Source organism: Pseudomonas sp. NPDC086581 (genome assembly GCF_044746165.1).
Taxonomy (GTDB): Bacteria; Pseudomonadota; Gammaproteobacteria; order Pseudomonadales; family Pseudomonadaceae; genus Pseudomonas.
On record NZ_JBIVBR010000012.1, the window covers coordinates 226,049 to 241,815 of the forward strand.

A 15,767-nucleotide genomic window follows, 5' to 3' on the forward strand; every position below is an offset into this window, starting at 1 on the left:
GGAAGCCGGTTCGGAATGCTCATTCACTACAGTGAACTGCGCTTCCCCACCGTCTTCCGCCTTGCCTGGCCTGCGCTCGGCAGGATCCTCGAAGAACTCGTACGGGTTGGGGTCAGCCGCGCGGCGCAACCGGCTTGGCCGATTTCTCGGCGACCTTCGGTGCCTCGAAGCTCTCCAGCGCGCGACGCTGGCTCTCGAGGTTGGCGAGGGTTTCCTTGCTGGCCATCTCGACACCCTGGGCATCGACCTGGGCGCCCGGGCGAACCCGTTGCAGGCCGTTGACCACGATGCGGTCACCTTTCACCAGGCCGCTGCGGACGATGCGCAGGCCTTCGAGTTTCGGGCCGAGCTCGATGCCGCGGTATTGCACCTTGCTGTCTTTATCGAGCACCAGCACGAACTTCTTGCCAAGGTCCGTGCCGACCGCTTCGTCCTTGATCAGCGCGGCGGGGTAGGTGCCGCTGCCGACCAGCTTGATGCGGGCGTACAGGCCGGGGGTGAACTGGTTGGCGTCGTTGTCGAACACGGCGCGCCCACGGATGGTGCCGGTCTTGGGGTTGACCTGGTTGTCGAGGAAGTCCAGGCGGCCCTGGTGGGGGAAGCCGTCCTCGCCGGTCAGGCCCAGGTACACCGGGCTGGTGCCGCGGGCGTCCGGGCCACCTTTGCGGGCCAGGTCGACGTACTTCAAGTAGACGCGCTCGTCGGCGTCGAAGTACGCGTAGACCTTGTCAGTGGAGACCAGGGTGGTCAGCACGCTTTCGCCGCTGTTCACCAGGTTGCCGGCGGTGACTTCGGCGCGCGAGACGCGGCCGTCGATGGGTGCGGTAACCTGGGTGAACGACAGGTTCAGGCGGGCGTTGTCCAGTTCCGCCTGGGTCGCGGCGACCACGGCTTTCGCCTCGGTGGCGGCAGCGGTGCGGGCGTCGGCGAGTTCCGCGGAAATGGCGTTGGTGGCGCGCAGGCGATCACCGCGGGAGGCTTCGTTGACGGTACGGGTCTGGTTGGCGCGGGCCTGTTGCAGCTGGGCTTCCAGGCGATGGACCTCGGCCTGGAACGGGCGCGGGTCGATCTGGAACAGCAGGTCGCCTTTCTTCACCAGCGCGCCTTCACGGAAGGCGACGCGGTCGATGTAGCCGGAGACGCGCGGACGCAGTTCGACGGACTCCGGAGCCTCCAGGCGGCCGGTGAACTCGTCCCATTCGTTGATCGGTTGTTCGATGACGTCCGCCACGCTGACCTTGGGGGCGGCCATGTTCTGTGCCGCCTCCTGGCCCTTGCCGCAGGCGCTGAGAACCAGCACGGCGGCCAACGCCAACGGAATACGCAAGGTGTTCAGATTTCGCTCCATGGAAAAGACTCCGGCGATCTAATTGGTTTTGGGATTTCTGATGGAGCGGAGTCTGCGCAAGGGGGCGCCCGGGAACTAATCGAACGAGTAGATTTTGATTATCACGCGCAGTGATAAATGCTTTTGCACTATTCGTAGGAATAGATAGAGGGCGCGCAGGAATAGATAGAAGGAGTGGGCACGGGGATTGCCGCGAGTGCTACTTGATAGTTTGATTCGCCCGGGCTGCCCTCACCCCGACCCTCTCCCAGAGGGAGAGGGGACTGATCGGCGCAGGAGGAAACTACAGCATCAGCCGGCACGGACGGCTCCCTCTCCCTTCGGGAGAGGGTTGGGGTGAGGGGATGCACCCGCGCCGATGCTTGGTCAGGCTCGCTCCTACAGGTGAGGTGCTGTGGGGTCAGAGACTGTCCGGATCGCCCACGAACATGGTGATGCGCGAACGCAGCCAGCGCTCGGCCGGGTCCTGGTCCTGGGCGCCGCGCCAGACCATGGACAGCTCGGCCAGGCGCGTGGGGAAGGGCGGTTCCTCGGCGCGCAGGCCGCCGGCGGCGGTCAGCGCCAGGGCCACGTATTCGGGCACGGTGGCGATGATGTCGGTGCCGGCCAGCAACTGGGCGAGGCCGACGAACTGCGGCACGGCCAGCACCACCTGGCGCTTGCGGTCCATCTCGGCGAGGGTCTGGTCGACGAAGCCGTCCAGATCGCCAGCGTAGGACACCAGCGCGTGCGGACGCGCGCAGTAGTCATCGAGGGTCAGCGCGCCGGGAATCGAGTCGGCACGGAGGATCTTCCAGGTGCTGCGGCGCAGCGTCTTGCGCTTGGCGTTGGCCGGCAGCTCGTCGGTGTAACTCACGCCCACGGAGATTTCCCCGGACGACAGCAGTTGCGGCATCAGCAGGTAGTTAGCGCGGCGCACTACGAGGGTGATGCCCGGCGCCTCGGAGCGCAGGCGGCGCAGCAGCGGCGGCAGCAGGCCGAATTCCACGTCATCGGACAGGCCGATGCGGAACACCGCCTTGCTGGTGGCCGGATCGAAGTCTGCGGCGCGGCTCAGGGCGGTGGAGATGGAGTCCAGCGCTGGCGAGAGGTGGCCGAAGATTTCCTGCGCCCGCGCGGTGGGTTCCATGCTGCGTCCGGTGCGGACGAACAGCGGATCGTCGAACAGACCGCGCAGGCGCGCCAGGGCCGCACTGATCGCCGGCTGGCCGAGGAACAGCTTCTCGGCGGCGCGGGTCACGCTGCGTTCATGCATCAGCGTCTCGAAAACGATCAACAGGTTGAGATCAACCTTGCGTAGGTCGTTGCGGTTCATAGGGACTCCCTGGCGATGGGGGAAAAGTGGGGCCGAGCGTGTCCTGAGTCAAGTCTGTCAGATAAGTCCTTGATCAATTTCTACTTTTTTAATGAGAATCTCGCCCCGGCAATGTGGTCAGACTCTGTATGAACAGAGCCGCCCAGGTCCTTCCCTCAGCCCCGTCGCAGAGCCCCGCGGCCGCACCGGACAAGGCTCGCAGGGTGGGCCGAATCATCGCCATTTATGTCAACTATCAATGGTGAACGGTGGCGTCACCCCTAAAGCCCGGATAGAGTCCGTGGCTATGAGCACTACTAAGGCGAGGTATGTGATGTCCCGCATGATCCGTTTCCACCAGTTCGGTGACGCCTCGGTCCTGAAGATCGAGGAAATGCCGACCCCGCAACCGGGGCCGGGTGAAGTGCTGGTCCGTACCCAGGCACTGGGCGTCAGTTGGCGCGACGTGCTCTGGCGGCAGAACCTCGCCCCGGATCAGGCCAAGCTGCCGGCGGGCATCGGCTATGAACTCTCCGGCATCGTCGAAGCCGTGGGCGAGGGCGTAGAAGACCTCGAACCCGGCGTGGCGGTGGCCAGTTTCCCGGCGAACTCGCCGAACCTGTACCCGGCCTGGGGCGACCACGTCATCGTGCCGCGCACCTCGCTGACCCGTTATCCCGACGTACTGACCCCGGTCGAAGCCGCCGTGCACTACACCGGCCTGCTGTATTCCTACTTCGCCCTGGTGGAGTTGGCACAGATCAAGCCCGGCCAGCGCGTGCTGATCACCGAGGCCGGTCATTGCCTCGCCCCGCAGGCGGTGCAGCTGGCCAAGGCGCTTGGCGCCCAGGTGATCGCCACCACCAGCCATGAGGAAACCCGTGAGTTTCTGAAGGGCCTGGGTGCGGACAAGATCATCTACACCGAGGAGCAGGACCTGGTGCTGGAAGTCGAGCGCTTCACCAAAGGTGAAGGTGTGGAGATCGTCCTCGACCAGTGCGCCGGCCCGCAGATGAAGCTGCTGGGTGACGTCGCTGCGCCGCGCGGCAAGCTGATCCTCTACGGCATCAATGGCGGCAACGACGCAGCTTTCCCGGCCTGTGCGGCTTTCAAGAAGCACCTGCAGTTCTACCGTCACTGCGTGCTGGACTTCACCGGGCAACCGGAGATCGGCCTGACACGCAACGACGAAGCCGTGCAACGGGCGCTGACCGCGATCAACCAGATGACCGCCGACCAGTTGCTCAAGCCGAGCATCGACCGGGTGTTCGACTTCGCCCAGTACCGCGACGCCAACTACTACATGGAAACCTGCCCAGGCGGCGGCCGTGTGGTGATGAAGATGCCGGAGTGATCCGTCATCGGTGACTGAAAGAGCCACTCTCCGGAGTGGCTTTTTTGTGCGCGCCCATTATTGCCGCCCCTGCGACGGTTAAGGACTTGCTGAAATGTAGGATGGGTGGAGCCTAAGCGATACCCATGCTGTCGCCGCGCAGGATTGATGGGTATCGCTGCGCTCCACGCCATCCTGCGAGGAGCAGCATGGGGCGTTCCGAGTTGTACTCGTCAGCCGCAAAGCATCGGAATAGAGTCGTCTATACGCCGCTACATCCCCCGCAGTATCAGGCAAGCCTCGGGAGAACCAGGCAAACCGCTCGGCGCCTTCCTCGCGTATCGTCGCGGCACCCACGGGCCTCTGGGCCTAGGCTGAATCCATTGCGTGCCGGAGCCGCTGCGCTCCGCTCCATTTCAACACCCTGATTTCTATCACCCAGTGACAGAGGTGAATTTCCTGATGATTACCGTGAACCTGAACGGCAAGGACCACGAGCTCGACGCCCCCGGCGAGATGCCCCTGCTCTGGGCCATCCGCGATGTCGCCGGGCTGACCGGCACCAAGTACGGCTGCGGCATGGCGCTGTGCGGCGCCTGCACCGTGCACATCGACGGGCAGCCGACGCGCTCCTGCGTCACCCCGCTGGCGGCGGTGGCCGGCAAGAAGATCACCACCATCGAGGCGGTGGCCGAGCAGGCCGCCGGCAAGGCCGTGCAGGAAGCCTGGCGCAAGCTCGACGTGGTGCAGTGCGGCTACTGCCAGTCCGGCCAGATCATGTCGGCCACTGCCTTGCTGGCTTCGAACAAGAAGCCCAGCGATGCCGACATCGACGCCGCCATGAGCGGCAACATCTGCCGCTGCGCCACCTATGCGCGGATCCGCGCGGCCATCCACGACGCCGCCCAGACCCTGGCCTGAGGACCGAAGTCATGCTCGAACCCCGTACCGACGAACAGCCGGCGCAGCCCGGCAGCATCCTCAACGTCAGCCGCCGCAGCTTCCTGCGCGGCGCCGGCGGCCTGGCCCTGGGCATCTATTTCGCGCCGCTGCTGGGCAAGCTGGGCGATGCCCAGGCGGCCAGCGATTTCGAGGCCAACGCCTTCGTGCGTATCGCCCCGGACGGCACCGTCACCGTGATCGCCAAACATGTGGAAATGGGCCAGGGCAGCTACACCGGCCTGGCCACCCTGGTCGCCGAGGAACTGGACGCCGACTGGAGCCACGTGCAGGTCGAAGGCGCGCCGGCTGACGCCAAGCGCTACGCCAACCTGGCCTTCGGCAACCTGCAGGGCACCGGCGGCAGCAACGCCATGGCCAACTCCTTCGAGCAGATGCGCAAGGCCGGTGCCAGCGCCCGCGCCATGCTGGTCGCCGCGGCGGCGGAGCAGTGGAAGGTGCCGGCGGCGCAGATCGAAGTGCACGACGGCGTCGTCACCCACCCGGCTTCCGGGCGCAAGGCCGGCTTCGGCGAACTGGCCGAGGCGGCGGCGAAGCAGCCGGTGCCGGCGGACGTGAAACTCAAGGACCCGAAGGACTTCAAGCTGATCGGCCAGGTGCAGCTGCCGCGCAAGGACAGCCCGTCCAAGACAGACGGCACCGCGCAGTTCACCCAGGACGTGCACCTGCCCGACATGCTGGTGGCCGTGGTGGCCCACCCGCCGCGCTTCGGCGGCGTGCCGGCGAAAGTCGACGCGAGCAAGGCCAAGGCCGTGCCCGGTGTGGTCGACGTGGTGCAATTCCCCGGCAGCGATCGGCGTTTCGCCGGCGTCGCGGTGCTGGCTAAGAACACCTGGGCCGCGCGCCAGGGCCGTGACGCGCTGCAGGTCGAGTGGGACGAGAGCAAGGCCTTCAAGATGGGCAGCAAGGAAATCTTTGCCCAGTACCGCGACATGGCCAGCAAGCCGGGCCTGGTGGCGCGCAACGAAGGGGACATCGGCAAGGCGCTGGAGAAGCCAGCGCACCTGATCGAGGCGGAATACCAGTTCCCCTATCTCGCCCACGCGGCCATGGAACCGCTGAACTGCGTGGTGTTCCTCAAGGAGGACGGCTGCCAGATCTGGAACGGCGAACAATGGCAGACCGGCGACCAGATGTCCGTGGCGCAGCTGCTGGGCATGCCGCCCGAGCAGGTGAGCATCACCCAGCTTTACGCCGGCGGCAGCTTCGGCCGCCGTGCCAATCCGCATTCGGATTACGTGCTGGAAGCGGTCGCCATTGCCAAGGCGGCCCGCGAGCAGGGCGTGAAGGTACCGATCAAGATGGTCTGGACCCGCGAGGACGACACCCGCGCCGGCTACTATCGCCCGGCCTTCCTCCATCGCGCGCGGCTGGCGGTGGACGCCCAGGGCAACCTGGTGGGCTGGGAGCAGCGGCTGGTGGGGCAATCCTTCATCGTCGGCACGCCGTTCGAGAAGTTCATGGTCAAGGACGGCGTCGACAAGATCGCTGTCGAGGGTGCTGCCGACCTGCCTTACGCCGTGCCGAACCTGCGCGTCGAACAGGCGCTGGCAGAAAACGTCACGGTGCCGACCCAGTGGTGGCGTTCGGTGGGCCATACCCACACGGCGTTTTCCACCGAGACGCTGATCGACGAAGCGGCCATCGCCGCCAAGCAGGACCCGTACGAGTTCCGCCGCAAGCTGCTGGCGAAGCACCCGCGTCATCGCGGCGCGCTGGAGCTGGCGGCGCAGCGGGCGAACTGGCTCGCGCCCCTGGAAAAGGGCAAGGACGGCGAGCAGCGTGGCCGTGGTATCGCCGTGCACGAGTCGTTCGGCAGCTACGTTGCCCAGGTGGTGGAAGTGACCTACAAGGCGGACAAGAGCTTCAAGGTGGACCGCGTGGTCTGCGCGGTGGATTGCGGTCTGGCGATCAATCCGGACGTGATCAAGGCGCAGATGGAGGGAGGCATCGGCTTCGCCCTGTCGGCGGCGCTGCACAGTGCCATCACGCTGACAGACGGAAAGGTCGACCAGTCCAACTTCCACGACTTCCAGGTGCTGCGTATCAACGAGATGCCGGTAGTGGAGGTGCACATCGTGCCGTCCGCCGAGCCGCCGACCGGCGTCGGCGAGCCCGGCGTTCCGCCCCTGGCGCCGGCCCTGGCCAATGCGCTGTTCGCGGCAACCGGCAAGCGTATCCGCACCTTGCCGATCGGCAATCAGTTGCAGGCCTGAGGCGCGCCCGTGAAAGCAAATGCCCCGCTGGTGCGGGGCATTTGCCGTTCAGGGTCTAAGCTTTCCTCAGGTCAGGCGACCAGAGCCTGCTGTTCGTGCGCCTCGCAGATCAGCTCGCGCAGTACCCGGCGTTCATCGGGCAGGGTGGCGGCGCTGTGCAGGGCGAGGCCGCCTTCCTCGTCGGTGACGGCGACCTCGGTCTCGAAGTGCAATTGCACCTCGTCCAGGGTGATGTAGGTGATGCGGTACGCCTCGTCGTGACTGTGCATGGTCGCAGGCTCGATGTGGGAGGGCGCAGGCCCGATGGAGGCATCGTCGCGCCGCGCGGGCCAGGGCGGAAGTGAAACGCCGTGATGGTGAACATCACCAAAGGCGATGGTGCCGGCGAAGTTTTCCGGCATCTGTCACGCAGGACGGGTATCCTGCGCGGGCGTGCCCACACCGGGCACTTTGTAAATCGAACTGGAGCAGTGACATGAGCCGCGACAAGCAGCTTTTCCCGGAAGACGAAATCGGCGATGCCCTGTGGGCCCTGCAGGAAGACGGCGAAGACCTCTCCCTCGAGCATGAGGTGGAGTTCGCGGTGATCTTCCCGGACGAGCAGTCCGCCCTGGACTTCGCCATCATGCTGCTGCAGAACGGGCAGAAGGTGGCGTACTCCGAGTACGACGGCAACGACAAGCTGCCCTGGCAGGTCCTGGCCTACCCGGTGATGGAGCTCTCCCACGAGCACGTCAGCGGCTATGCGGCGCTGCTGTCCGAGCACTCCGCTGACCTGGGTGGTCAGATGGACGGCTGGTCGGCGCTCTGATCGGCCGATGCTGCATGAAAACGGCGCCTTCGGGCGCCGTTTTTCTTTTAGGTGGCTGAGCTTCTCCGTTCCGTAGGGCGCATAACGCGCCAGCGTTATGCGCCGCGAAAGGGCCGGCGGATAACCTGTTCCAGGTTATGCGCCCTACGGTTCGCTTCTACGAAAAGCCCAAGTCCCGCGTGATGCGGGCCTTTGCCATTACGCCGGACAAGTCACTCCGGCAACGGCGCATTGCGCGCCACCTGGCGCAGCGCCTGCTCGTAGTAGTCGGTGCTCTGCGCCCCGGAGATCAGTTGGCGGCCATTGAGGATCACCGCCGGCACCGCTCGGATGCCGTGGCTGGTGTAGAAGTCCTCCTCGGCCACCACCTCGTCGGCGTAGGCGTCGCTGTCGAGGATTTCCCGCGCGCGCACTGCGTCCAGGCCGACGCTGACGGCCACTTCCAGCAGTACTTCCGGGTCGCTCGGGTCGCGCCCTTCGCCGAAGTAGGCATGCAGCAGCGCCTGCTTCAGGGCGATATCGCGGCGCGATTCTCCCGCCCAGTGCAGCAGGCGGTGGGCGTCGAAGGTGTTATAGATGCGGTTGCGCTTCTTCAGGTCGAAGTGCACGCCGACTTCTTCGCCCATGGCGCGCAGGTGCTCCTGGTTGCGGGCGATGTCTTCGGCGCTGCTGCCGTACTTGCGCTGCAGGTGCTCCACCAGATCTTCCCCTTCGGCGGGCATGTCGGCATTGAGCTCGAAGGGCTTGATGCGCAGTTCCACGGTCAGTTCGTCGTCCACCCGACGCATGGCTTCCAGCAGGCCGTTGAGGCCGATGGCGCACCAGGGGCAGACCACGTCGGAGACGAAATCGATGGTGATGGCGTCGCTCATGGGGCGAACTCCGGCAAATGGGCGAGCTTCTAGCATGGACCCGGATGGACGTTGCGATCCAGTGGCGAGACGGCCGGGAGTGTTTTCGCGTGCTTGCCGGCGCCTGCATCGCCGGGCTGAAGCGCCGGCGGCGGAGGCGGGAATAGGGTGCGACGTCCCTGTCGCGATGGGGAATTCAGAAGTCGACGGTCATCGACAGCTTCAGGGTGCGCGGGTCGCCCTGGGTCAGGTAGCCGCCGATGGTGGAGGCCCAGTACGACTTGTTGGCGACGTTTTCCAGGTTGGCGCGCAGGGTCACGTCGCGCTCGTCCACCTTGAAGGCGTAGCGGGCGCCGAGGTCGAAGCGGGTCCAGGCCGGGATGCTCAGGTCGTTGGCCGCGTCCAGGTATTGACCGCCGGTGCGCAGCACGCGGCCGTTGAGGGCGGCGCCCTGGATGCCGGGGACGTCCCAGTCGGCGCCCAGGTTGTACTGGAAGGTCGGCACGCCCACGGCACGGTTGCCGTCGGTCTTGCCGCCGGCAGTGTTCTTCAGCTCGGTGTCGATCCAGGTGCCACCGGCCAGCAGGCGCAGGCCGTCGACCGGTTCGCCGAAGATGTTCAGCTCGATGCCGCGGTTCTCCTGCTCACCGTCGACGCTGAAGATCTTTGAGTCCGGGTCGGTGGTGCTAAACGGCTGCTCGATGCGATAGAAGGCCAGGTTGCCCCCGTAGCTACCGAAGTCCAGCTTGGCCCCCACTTCCACCTGCTTGGAGCGGTTCGGCGCGAAGACTTCGCCGAAGTTCGAAGCGCTGCTGGGTGCGGTCGGGCCGGCGGCCAGACCTTCGATGCGGTTGGCGTAGAGCGACAGGTACTCGGTGGGTTTCACCACCAGGCCGTAGACCGGCGTGGTGATGGACTCGTCGTAGCTGGCGGTGCGCTTGCCGACGTAGTTCCAGCCGTCGGTGCCGATGCTCTGGCGGCGCACGCCGACGGTCAGCAGCACGCGGTCATCGAGGAAGCCCAGGGTATCGGCGGCGGCCACGCTCCTGTTCAGCGTCTTGCCGACGATGCCAGGGTCGCTGTAGTCGCCGCCGGCCAGGGTCGGCGCGGGCTTGGGCGTCTGCACCGGGTTGTAGAGGTTGGTCGGGTAGCGCTTGGTGGTCATGGTGTAGGCACTGCGCTGTTCGGCCCAGATGCCGGCGACGCTGAGGTTCATCTGGTGGCTGACCGGACCGGTGGCGAAGTGGCCGTTGAGGCCGGCCATGGCGCTCTTGTTGTCCTCGTCGTGGGTGGCGTCCATCATGCCGCCGCCCGCGTCGCCGCTGTTGTCGTTGAGGGTCAGCGCGGAGTAGGCGCCGTTCTCGCGGGTGTGCTTGGCGCCACCGGAGAGGTAGGCCGTCCAGTTGTCATTGAGGTCGTACTCGGCGCGGAACATGCCGAAGGTGTCTTCCAGCTGCGAGTAGCTCCAGGACTGGCCGTAGTTGTGGTCGGCGTCCGGGGCGTGGGGAATGCTGCTGACGCCGCTGCCGACGTAGACCACCGGGCGGCCCTGGTTGATGCGCTGCTTCTGGTAGCCGAAGTCGGTGTTCAGGCGCAGGCGCTCGCCACGGTAGTCGAGGTTGACGGTGGCCAGCTTGTAGCGCTGGTTCTCGTCGTCAACGCCGGTCTCGCCTTCGCGCTGGGCCAGGTTGACCCGCGCGCCGAAGCGGTTGTCCTCGCCGAAGCGCTGGCCGAGGTCGAGGTGCTCGCCGATCTGGTTGTCGCTGCCGTAACCCAGGGTCACGCTGCGGGTGGGGGTGTCCTCGGCGCGCTTGGTCTGCAGGTTGACCGCGCCGCCGATGCCGCTGCCGCTGGGCGTCACGCCGTTGATGAAGGCGTTGGGGCCCTTGAACAGCTCGACGCGCTCCAGCGACTCGGTGCCGATGATCTGCCGTGGGGTGACGCCGTACAGGCCGTTGAGCGAGACGTCATCGGTGCTCAGCGGCAGGCCGCGGATGACGAAGATCTGCGAGAAGTTGCCGTAGCCGTTGCCCTGGCGCACCGAGGCGTCGTTGAGCAGTACGTCGCCGACGGTCTGCGCCTGGGTGTCCTGGATGGTCTTGGCGGTGTAGCTGGCGAAGCTGAAGGGCACGTCCTGGATATCCTGGTTGCCCAGCATGCCCAGTTGCGCGCCACGGGCGACCTGACCGCCGGCATAGGCGGGCGGCAGGTCGCTGGGCCGCTGTGCGGCGGCGCTGATCGTGGTGGCGTCCATTTCCAGCGCGCCGGCGTCATCCGGAGCTGCTTCCACGCCGTAACCGCTGCTCTTGCGCACCAGGCGGTAGCCGCTGTCTTGAAGCAACAGTTCAAGGCCCTGTTCCGGCGCAAAGCTGCCTTTGAGCCCGGCGCTCTGCTGACGGTTCAGTGCTTGCGCCTCGAACGCCAACGGTACGCCGGCCTGCGCGGCGAAGCGCGCCAGCACCTCGCCCAGCGGGCCGGGGGCGATGTCGTACTGGCGCTGCTGGCTGGCGGCTTCGGCGGCCAGGGTTGGCAGCACGACGCCGCCGGTCAGGGCCAGGCCGACGGCCAGGGCGAGGGAGTGCGGGCGAAGGCGGGAGCGGAGGAGCATGGAGTGTTCCTGTCGGCGAATGGAGGTTGTCTTCCTCTTCACCGGGCGAGATCGGAAAAGGTGTCAGGGAATGGCGAAAAAATTTCAGAGGGTGCTTTCGTGGGAGCGAGCTTGCTCGCGAACAGGTTTCCGGCCGTGCCGGCGTTGGGCGGTTCGCGAGCAAGCTCGCTCCTACAGATGGCTGGATATTTCGGAGTGGGGCATCCCCTCACCCCAACCCTCTCCCAGAGGGAGAGGGAGCAGAGCGTCCGGCTGACGCCGTGGCATCCATCCTGCGCCGAACGGCCCCCTCTCCCTGAGGGAGAGGGTTGGGGTGACGGGGAAGCGCAGGCACGATACCCACCGAAGGCACGGAGGGCTTACGCCGGCTCCACGGTGACCCAGTAGCGCGTCATCCGCCGCAGTTTCACCGGCAGCATGTCCGCCAGCAGCGCGAGGCCGGCGTCGCTGTCGCCCAGCGGGATCGCTCCGGTCACGCGCAGGTTCGCCAGGCGCGGGTCGCAGCGCAGGAAGCCGCTGCGGTAGCGGCCCAGCTCGCCCAGCAGGTTGTCCAGGCGCATGCCCTGGGCCAGCAGCATGCCGTTCTCCCAGGCGCTGGCGTTGGCGTCCGCTATTTGCAGCGGCTGGAAGCCCTGCGCGCCGAACACCAGCTGCTGGCCGGCGCTGACCACCCGGCTCGCATAGTCCGGCAGCTCGACGCTGAGCTCCTTGTCTAGCACCGCAACACGGCATGCATCGCCCAGGTCTCGCAGGCCGAAGCGTGCGGCTGGGGTGCGCAGCAGGCCGTGGCGGCTGCCGACTAGGAAGGGGCGTGGGTCGGGCAGGGCGTCGACGAGTATTTCGCCTTCGAGCAGGCTCAGGCGCCGTTCACTGCCGTTGAAGGCCACGTTCACCGCGCTGTCGGTATTCAGGGTGAGCTGGCTGCCGTCGGGCAGGCGCAGGTGCTTGCGTTCGCCCACGGCGGTGCGCAGGTCGGCGTTCCACTCCGCCCAGGGCAGCTGCCGTGCCGCCAGCCAGGCAGCCGGCGCCACGGCCAGGAGCACGCCCAGGCGGTTGAGCATCTGCCGGCGGCTCAAGCCACTGCGTTGCAGGCTATGCCGGCTGAGGCCCGGCGGCAGCTGGCGCAGGCCCAGCAACGCTTCGGCGCGGCGCCAGGCTTCGGCGTGCTGGGCGCTGCGCGCGCGCCATTGCTCGATGGCCTGCAGGTCGGCGTTGCTGGCGGGTTGTTCGTTCAGGCGTACCAGCCAGTCGGCGGCTTCGCCAAGGATGCCGGGGTCCAGCGGTTGCTCGCGCATCAGGCGACGCTCAGGCAAGCGACGAAGCCGGCGCGCATGTAGCGCTTCACGCTGGCCAGGGAAATGCCCAGGCGCTCGGCGATCACCGGGTAGGTCAGGCCGTCGAGTTGCGATAGCAGGAAGGCTTCGCGGGCCAGCACGGGGAGTTCGCCCAGCGCGGCGTCGATTCGCTCCAGCGCTTCGATGATCATCTCGCGGGCTTCGGGGCCGGGCGCCAGTTCCTCCGGCAGCGCGGCGATACTGTCCAGATAGGCGCGTTCGATCTCCTGGCGCCGCCAGCGGTCCACCAGCAGGCCTTTGGCTATGTGGGTGAGGAGGGCGCGCGGGCGTTCGCCGAGGTCTTCCCGCGGCCGCCGCAGCAGGCGAAGGAAAGTGTCATGGGCAAGGTCGGCAGCATCCCAGGCGTTGCCAAGCCTGCCGCGCAGCCACTGCTGGAGCCAACCGTTGTGCTCGGCGTAGAGGGTGTGCAGATGCTGCGGGAGCGGGGTTTCGACGAGGGCCACGGTGCGTGCGTCAGATTTTCATTTGAGAATGCCTATCATTTTAGGGTTTTCCCACTGGGCAACGCAATGCCGGAGCGACGCAACCGGTCGGACTGCGACATCGGCGAAGCACAGACACTGGAATTGCCACGAAGACGCGCTACCTTGAGCCTGTTGCGCTCAGAAATTTCTGACGCTGTATTTCCTCTCGCCGTCCCGCGCAGGCAACGGACCCGCAGCAGCAGGCCCGGCAGTCATCCAGCAGATACGGAGCACACCATGGCTCGCACCACGCCCATCGAGCTTTACCGCAACATCGGCATTGTCGCCCACGTCGACGCCGGCAAGACCACGACCACCGAGCGCATCCTTTTCTACACCGGTGTGAACCACAAGATGGGCGAGGTGCACGACGGCGCGGCGACCATGGACTGGATGGTGCAGGAGCAGGAACGCGGCATCACCATCACCTCGGCGGCGACCACGGCGTTCTGGCAGGGCTCCTCCAAGCAGTACCCCAACAAGTACCGCTTCAATATCATCGACACCCCCGGCCACGTGGACTTCACCATCGAGGTGGAGCGCTCCCTGCGCGTGCTCGACGGCGCGGTGGTGGTGTTCAGCGGCGCCGATGGCGTCGAGCCGCAGTCCGAGACGGTCTGGCGCCAGGCCAACAAGTACCACGTGCCGCGCCTGGCCTACGTCAACAAGATGGACCGCCAGGGCGCCGATTTCCTCCGCGTGGTGGCGCAGATCAAGCAGCGCCTGGGGCATACCCCGGTGCCGATCCAGCTGGCCATCGGCTCGGAGGAAACCTTCGCCGGGCAGATCGACCTGGTGAAGATGAAGGCCATTGTCTGGAACGACGCCGACCAGGGCACCAGCTACACCGAGGAACCCATCCCGGCCGAACTGCAGGCGCTGGCGGACGAGTGGCGCGCACACATGGTCGAGGCCGCGGCCGAAGCCAACGACGACCTGATGAACAAGTACCTCGAAGGCCAGGAACTGACCATCGAGGAGATCAAGGCCGGCCTGCGCCAGCGCACCCTGGCCAACCAGATCGTCCCGGCGGTGCTAGGCTCCTCGTTCAAGAACAAGGGCGTGCCGCTGGTGCTCGACGCGGTGATCGACTACCTGCCGGCGCCCACGGAAATCCCCGCGATCAACGGCACCGACCCGGACGACGAAGAGAAGCACCTGGAGCGCCACGCCGACGACAGCGAGCCGTTCTCCGCGCTGGCATTCAAGATTGCCACCGACCCCTTCGTCGGCACCCTGACCTTCGCCCGCGTCTATTCCGGCGTACTGAGCAGCGGCGACGCCGTGCTCAACTCGGTGAAGATCAAGAAGGAGCGCGTCGGCCGCATGGTGCAGATGCACGCGAACCAGCGCGAAGAGATCAAGGAAGTGCGCGCTGGCGACATCGCCGCGCTGATCGGCATGAAGGATGTCACCACCGGCGACACCCTGTGCTCCATCGACAAGCCGATCATCCTCGAGCGCATGGACTTCCCCGATCCGGTGATCTCCGTGGCCGTGGAACCCAAGACCAAGGCCGACCAGGAGAAGATGGGCATCGCCCTGTCCAAGCTGGCCCAGGAAGACCCGTCGTTCCGCGTGAAGACCGACGAGGAAACCGGGCAGACCATCATCTCCGGCATGGGCGAGTTGCACCTGGACATCATCGTCGACCGCATGCGCCGCGAGTTCAACGTCGAGGCCAACATCGGCAAGCCGCAGGTGGCCTACCGCGAGGCGATCCGCAGGAAGTGCGAGATCGAAGGCAAGTTCGTCCGCCAGTCCGGCGGCCGTGGCCAGTTCGGCCACTGCTGGATTCGCTTCGAGCCGGGTGACGAGGGCAAGGACGGGCTGGAGTTCGTCAACGAGGTGGTCGGCGGCGTGATCCCGCGCGAATTCATCCCGGCGATCCAGAAGGGCATCGAGGAACAGATGCAGAGCGGCGTGCTCGCTGGCTACCCGCTGATCGGCCTGAAGGCCTCGGTGTTCGACGGCTCCTACCACGACGTCGACTCCAGCGAGATGGCGTTCAAGATTGCCGCTTCGATGGCCACCAAGCAGCTCTCGCAGAAGGGTGGCGCGGTGCTGCTGGAGCCGGTGATGAAGGTCGAGGTGGTGACGCCGGAGGATTACATGGGCGACGTGATGGGCGACCTGAACCGCCGGCGCGGGCTGATCCAGGGCATGGAAGACACCCCCGCGGGCAAGGTCATCCGCGCCGAGGTGCCGCTGGGCGAGATGTTCGGCTACGCCACGGACGTGCGTTCGATGTCCCAGGGGCGGGCGAGCTACTCGATGGAGTTCACCAAGTACGCTGAGGCACCGGCGAACATTGCCGAGGCGATCATCAAGAAGTCCCAGGGGTGAGGCTGCCCTGAGCGGATGACGGCGCCCACGGGCGCCGTTTGCTTTTGCAGTTCTTGCGCGGCGTGCCGGCTGAGCCTGGTACTCCCTGTAGGAGATTCTATGTCTACCCCACCGTATCGGCCGCAGTCCGATACGGTTGCTGAGTCGTCATCAGGGCAAAGGCAATCCGGGCCAATTTGCG

12 protein-coding genes are annotated in these 15,767 nt (G+C 66.2%); 5 read left to right on the forward strand and 7 right to left on the reverse strand.

Features of this window, described 5'->3' with window-relative positions; genetic code table 11:
* Positions 1 to 112: 112 nt before the first annotated feature.
* The gene (gene mexE, locus ACIPK7_RS23765) at positions 113 to 1,348 is read right to left on the reverse strand and encodes a multidrug efflux RND transporter periplasmic adaptor subunit MexE (RefSeq protein WP_401090565.1); all 1,236 of its coding nucleotides are present in this window, start codon (positions 1,346 to 1,348) and stop codon (positions 113 to 115) included.
* A 400-nt stretch (positions 1,349 to 1,748) separates the two neighbouring features.
* The gene (locus tag ACIPK7_RS23770) at positions 1,749 to 2,663 is read right to left on the reverse strand and encodes a LysR family transcriptional regulator (protein WP_017517481.1); all 915 of its coding nucleotides are present in this window, start codon (positions 2,661 to 2,663) and stop codon (positions 1,749 to 1,751) included.
* Between the two features lie 313 nt (positions 2,664 to 2,976).
* On the opposite strand from ACIPK7_RS23770, the gene ACIPK7_RS23775 reads away from it, so the two are divergent.
* The 3 genes from ACIPK7_RS23775 (at position 2,977) to ACIPK7_RS23785 (ending at position 7,151) form a co-directional block, all read left to right on the forward strand.
* Entirely contained in the window at positions 2,977 to 3,996 is a 1,020-nt protein-coding gene (locus ACIPK7_RS23775) for a zinc-dependent alcohol dehydrogenase family protein (RefSeq protein WP_401090567.1), read from the forward strand.
* A 441-nt stretch (positions 3,997 to 4,437) separates the two neighbouring features.
* Positions 4,438 to 4,896, forward strand: a complete 459-nt coding sequence (locus tag ACIPK7_RS23780; RefSeq protein ID WP_081516800.1) for a (2Fe-2S)-binding protein — start codon at positions 4,438 to 4,440, stop codon at positions 4,894 to 4,896.
* An 11-nt stretch (positions 4,897 to 4,907) separates the two neighbouring features.
* The gene (locus tag ACIPK7_RS23785) at positions 4,908 to 7,151 is read left to right on the forward strand and encodes a molybdopterin cofactor-binding domain-containing protein (RefSeq protein ID WP_401090569.1); all 2,244 of its coding nucleotides are present in this window, start codon (positions 4,908 to 4,910) and stop codon (positions 7,149 to 7,151) included.
* A gap of 71 nt (positions 7,152 to 7,222) precedes the next feature.
* Here the strand turns inward: ACIPK7_RS23785 and ptrC are convergent, their stop codons facing one another.
* Positions 7,223 to 7,420, reverse strand: coding sequence for a type III secretion system co-regulatory protein PtrC (gene ptrC / locus ACIPK7_RS23790; protein ID WP_401090571.1), 198 nt, complete (start codon positions 7,418 to 7,420; stop codon positions 7,223 to 7,225).
* 206 nt (positions 7,421 to 7,626) lie between these two features.
* Here ptrC and ACIPK7_RS23795 point away from each other — a divergent pair, with 206 nt between their 5' ends.
* The gene (locus ACIPK7_RS23795; protein WP_401090573.1) at positions 7,627 to 7,962 is read left to right on the forward strand and encodes a ribonuclease E inhibitor RraB; all 336 of its coding nucleotides are present in this window, start codon (positions 7,627 to 7,629) and stop codon (positions 7,960 to 7,962) included.
* Positions 7,963 to 8,174: 212 nt separating this feature from the next.
* On the opposite strand, the gene ACIPK7_RS23800 is transcribed toward ACIPK7_RS23795, so the two are convergent.
* The 4 genes from ACIPK7_RS23800 to ACIPK7_RS23815 form a co-directional block, all read right to left on the reverse strand.
* Entirely contained in the window at positions 8,175 to 8,834 is a 660-nt protein-coding gene (locus ACIPK7_RS23800) for a DsbA family oxidoreductase (protein WP_401090575.1), read from the reverse strand.
* Positions 8,835 to 9,009: 175 nt separating this feature from the next.
* The gene (locus ACIPK7_RS23805; protein WP_401090577.1) at positions 9,010 to 11,421 is read right to left on the reverse strand and encodes a TonB-dependent siderophore receptor; all 2,412 of its coding nucleotides are present in this window, start codon (positions 11,419 to 11,421) and stop codon (positions 9,010 to 9,012) included.
* Positions 11,422 to 11,780: 359 nt separating this feature from the next.
* A complete protein-coding gene (locus ACIPK7_RS23810) occupies positions 11,781 to 12,716 on the reverse strand; it encodes a FecR domain-containing protein (protein WP_401090579.1) in 936 nt (311 codons plus the stop codon).
* Complete coding sequence (locus ACIPK7_RS23815) at positions 12,716 to 13,219, reverse strand: sigma-70 family RNA polymerase sigma factor (RefSeq protein WP_401090581.1); 504 nt, start codon at positions 13,217 to 13,219, stop codon at positions 12,716 to 12,718. Before ACIPK7_RS23815 ends, ACIPK7_RS23810 begins: the two co-directional genes overlap by 1 nt.
* 258 nt (positions 13,220 to 13,477) lie before the next feature.
* On the opposite strand from ACIPK7_RS23815, the gene fusA reads away from it, so the two are divergent.
* Positions 13,478 to 15,586 carry an elongation factor G gene (gene fusA / locus ACIPK7_RS23820; protein ID WP_401090582.1) on the forward strand — a complete coding sequence of 703 codons (2,109 nt, stop codon included), beginning with the start codon at positions 13,478 to 13,480 and terminating at the stop codon, positions 15,584 to 15,586.
* The last annotated feature ends 181 nt before the right edge of the window (positions 15,587 to 15,767 follow it).

Bases quoted from the DNA above. Each gene is read 5' to 3' on its own strand.
- mexE (WP_401090565.1), bottom strand. From the start codon at position 1,348: ATGGAGCGAAATCTGAACACCTTGCGTATTCCGTTGGCGTTGGCCGCC.
- ACIPK7_RS23770 (WP_017517481.1), bottom strand. From the start codon at position 2,663: ATGAACCGCAACGACCTACGCAAGGTTGATCTCAACCTGTTGATCGTT.
- ACIPK7_RS23775 (WP_401090567.1), top strand. From the start codon at position 2,977: ATGTCCCGCATGATCCGTTTCCACCAGTTCGGTGACGCCTCGGTCCTG.
- ACIPK7_RS23780 (WP_081516800.1), top strand. From the start codon at position 4,438: ATGATTACCGTGAACCTGAACGGCAAGGACCACGAGCTCGACGCCCCC.
- ACIPK7_RS23785 (WP_401090569.1), top strand. From the start codon at position 4,908: ATGCTCGAACCCCGTACCGACGAACAGCCGGCGCAGCCCGGCAGCATC.
- ptrC (WP_401090571.1), bottom strand. From the start codon at position 7,420: ATGCACAGTCACGACGAGGCGTACCGCATCACCTACATCACCCTGGAC.
- ACIPK7_RS23795 (WP_401090573.1), top strand. From the start codon at position 7,627: ATGAGCCGCGACAAGCAGCTTTTCCCGGAAGACGAAATCGGCGATGCC.
- ACIPK7_RS23800 (WP_401090575.1), bottom strand. From the start codon at position 8,834: ATGAGCGACGCCATCACCATCGATTTCGTCTCCGACGTGGTCTGCCCC.
- ACIPK7_RS23805 (WP_401090577.1), bottom strand. From the start codon at position 11,421: ATGCTCCTCCGCTCCCGCCTTCGCCCGCACTCCCTCGCCCTGGCCGTC.
- ACIPK7_RS23810 (WP_401090579.1), bottom strand. From the start codon at position 12,716: ATGCGCGAGCAACCGCTGGACCCCGGCATCCTTGGCGAAGCCGCCGAC.
- fusA (WP_401090582.1), top strand. From the start codon at position 13,478: ATGGCTCGCACCACGCCCATCGAGCTTTACCGCAACATCGGCATTGTC.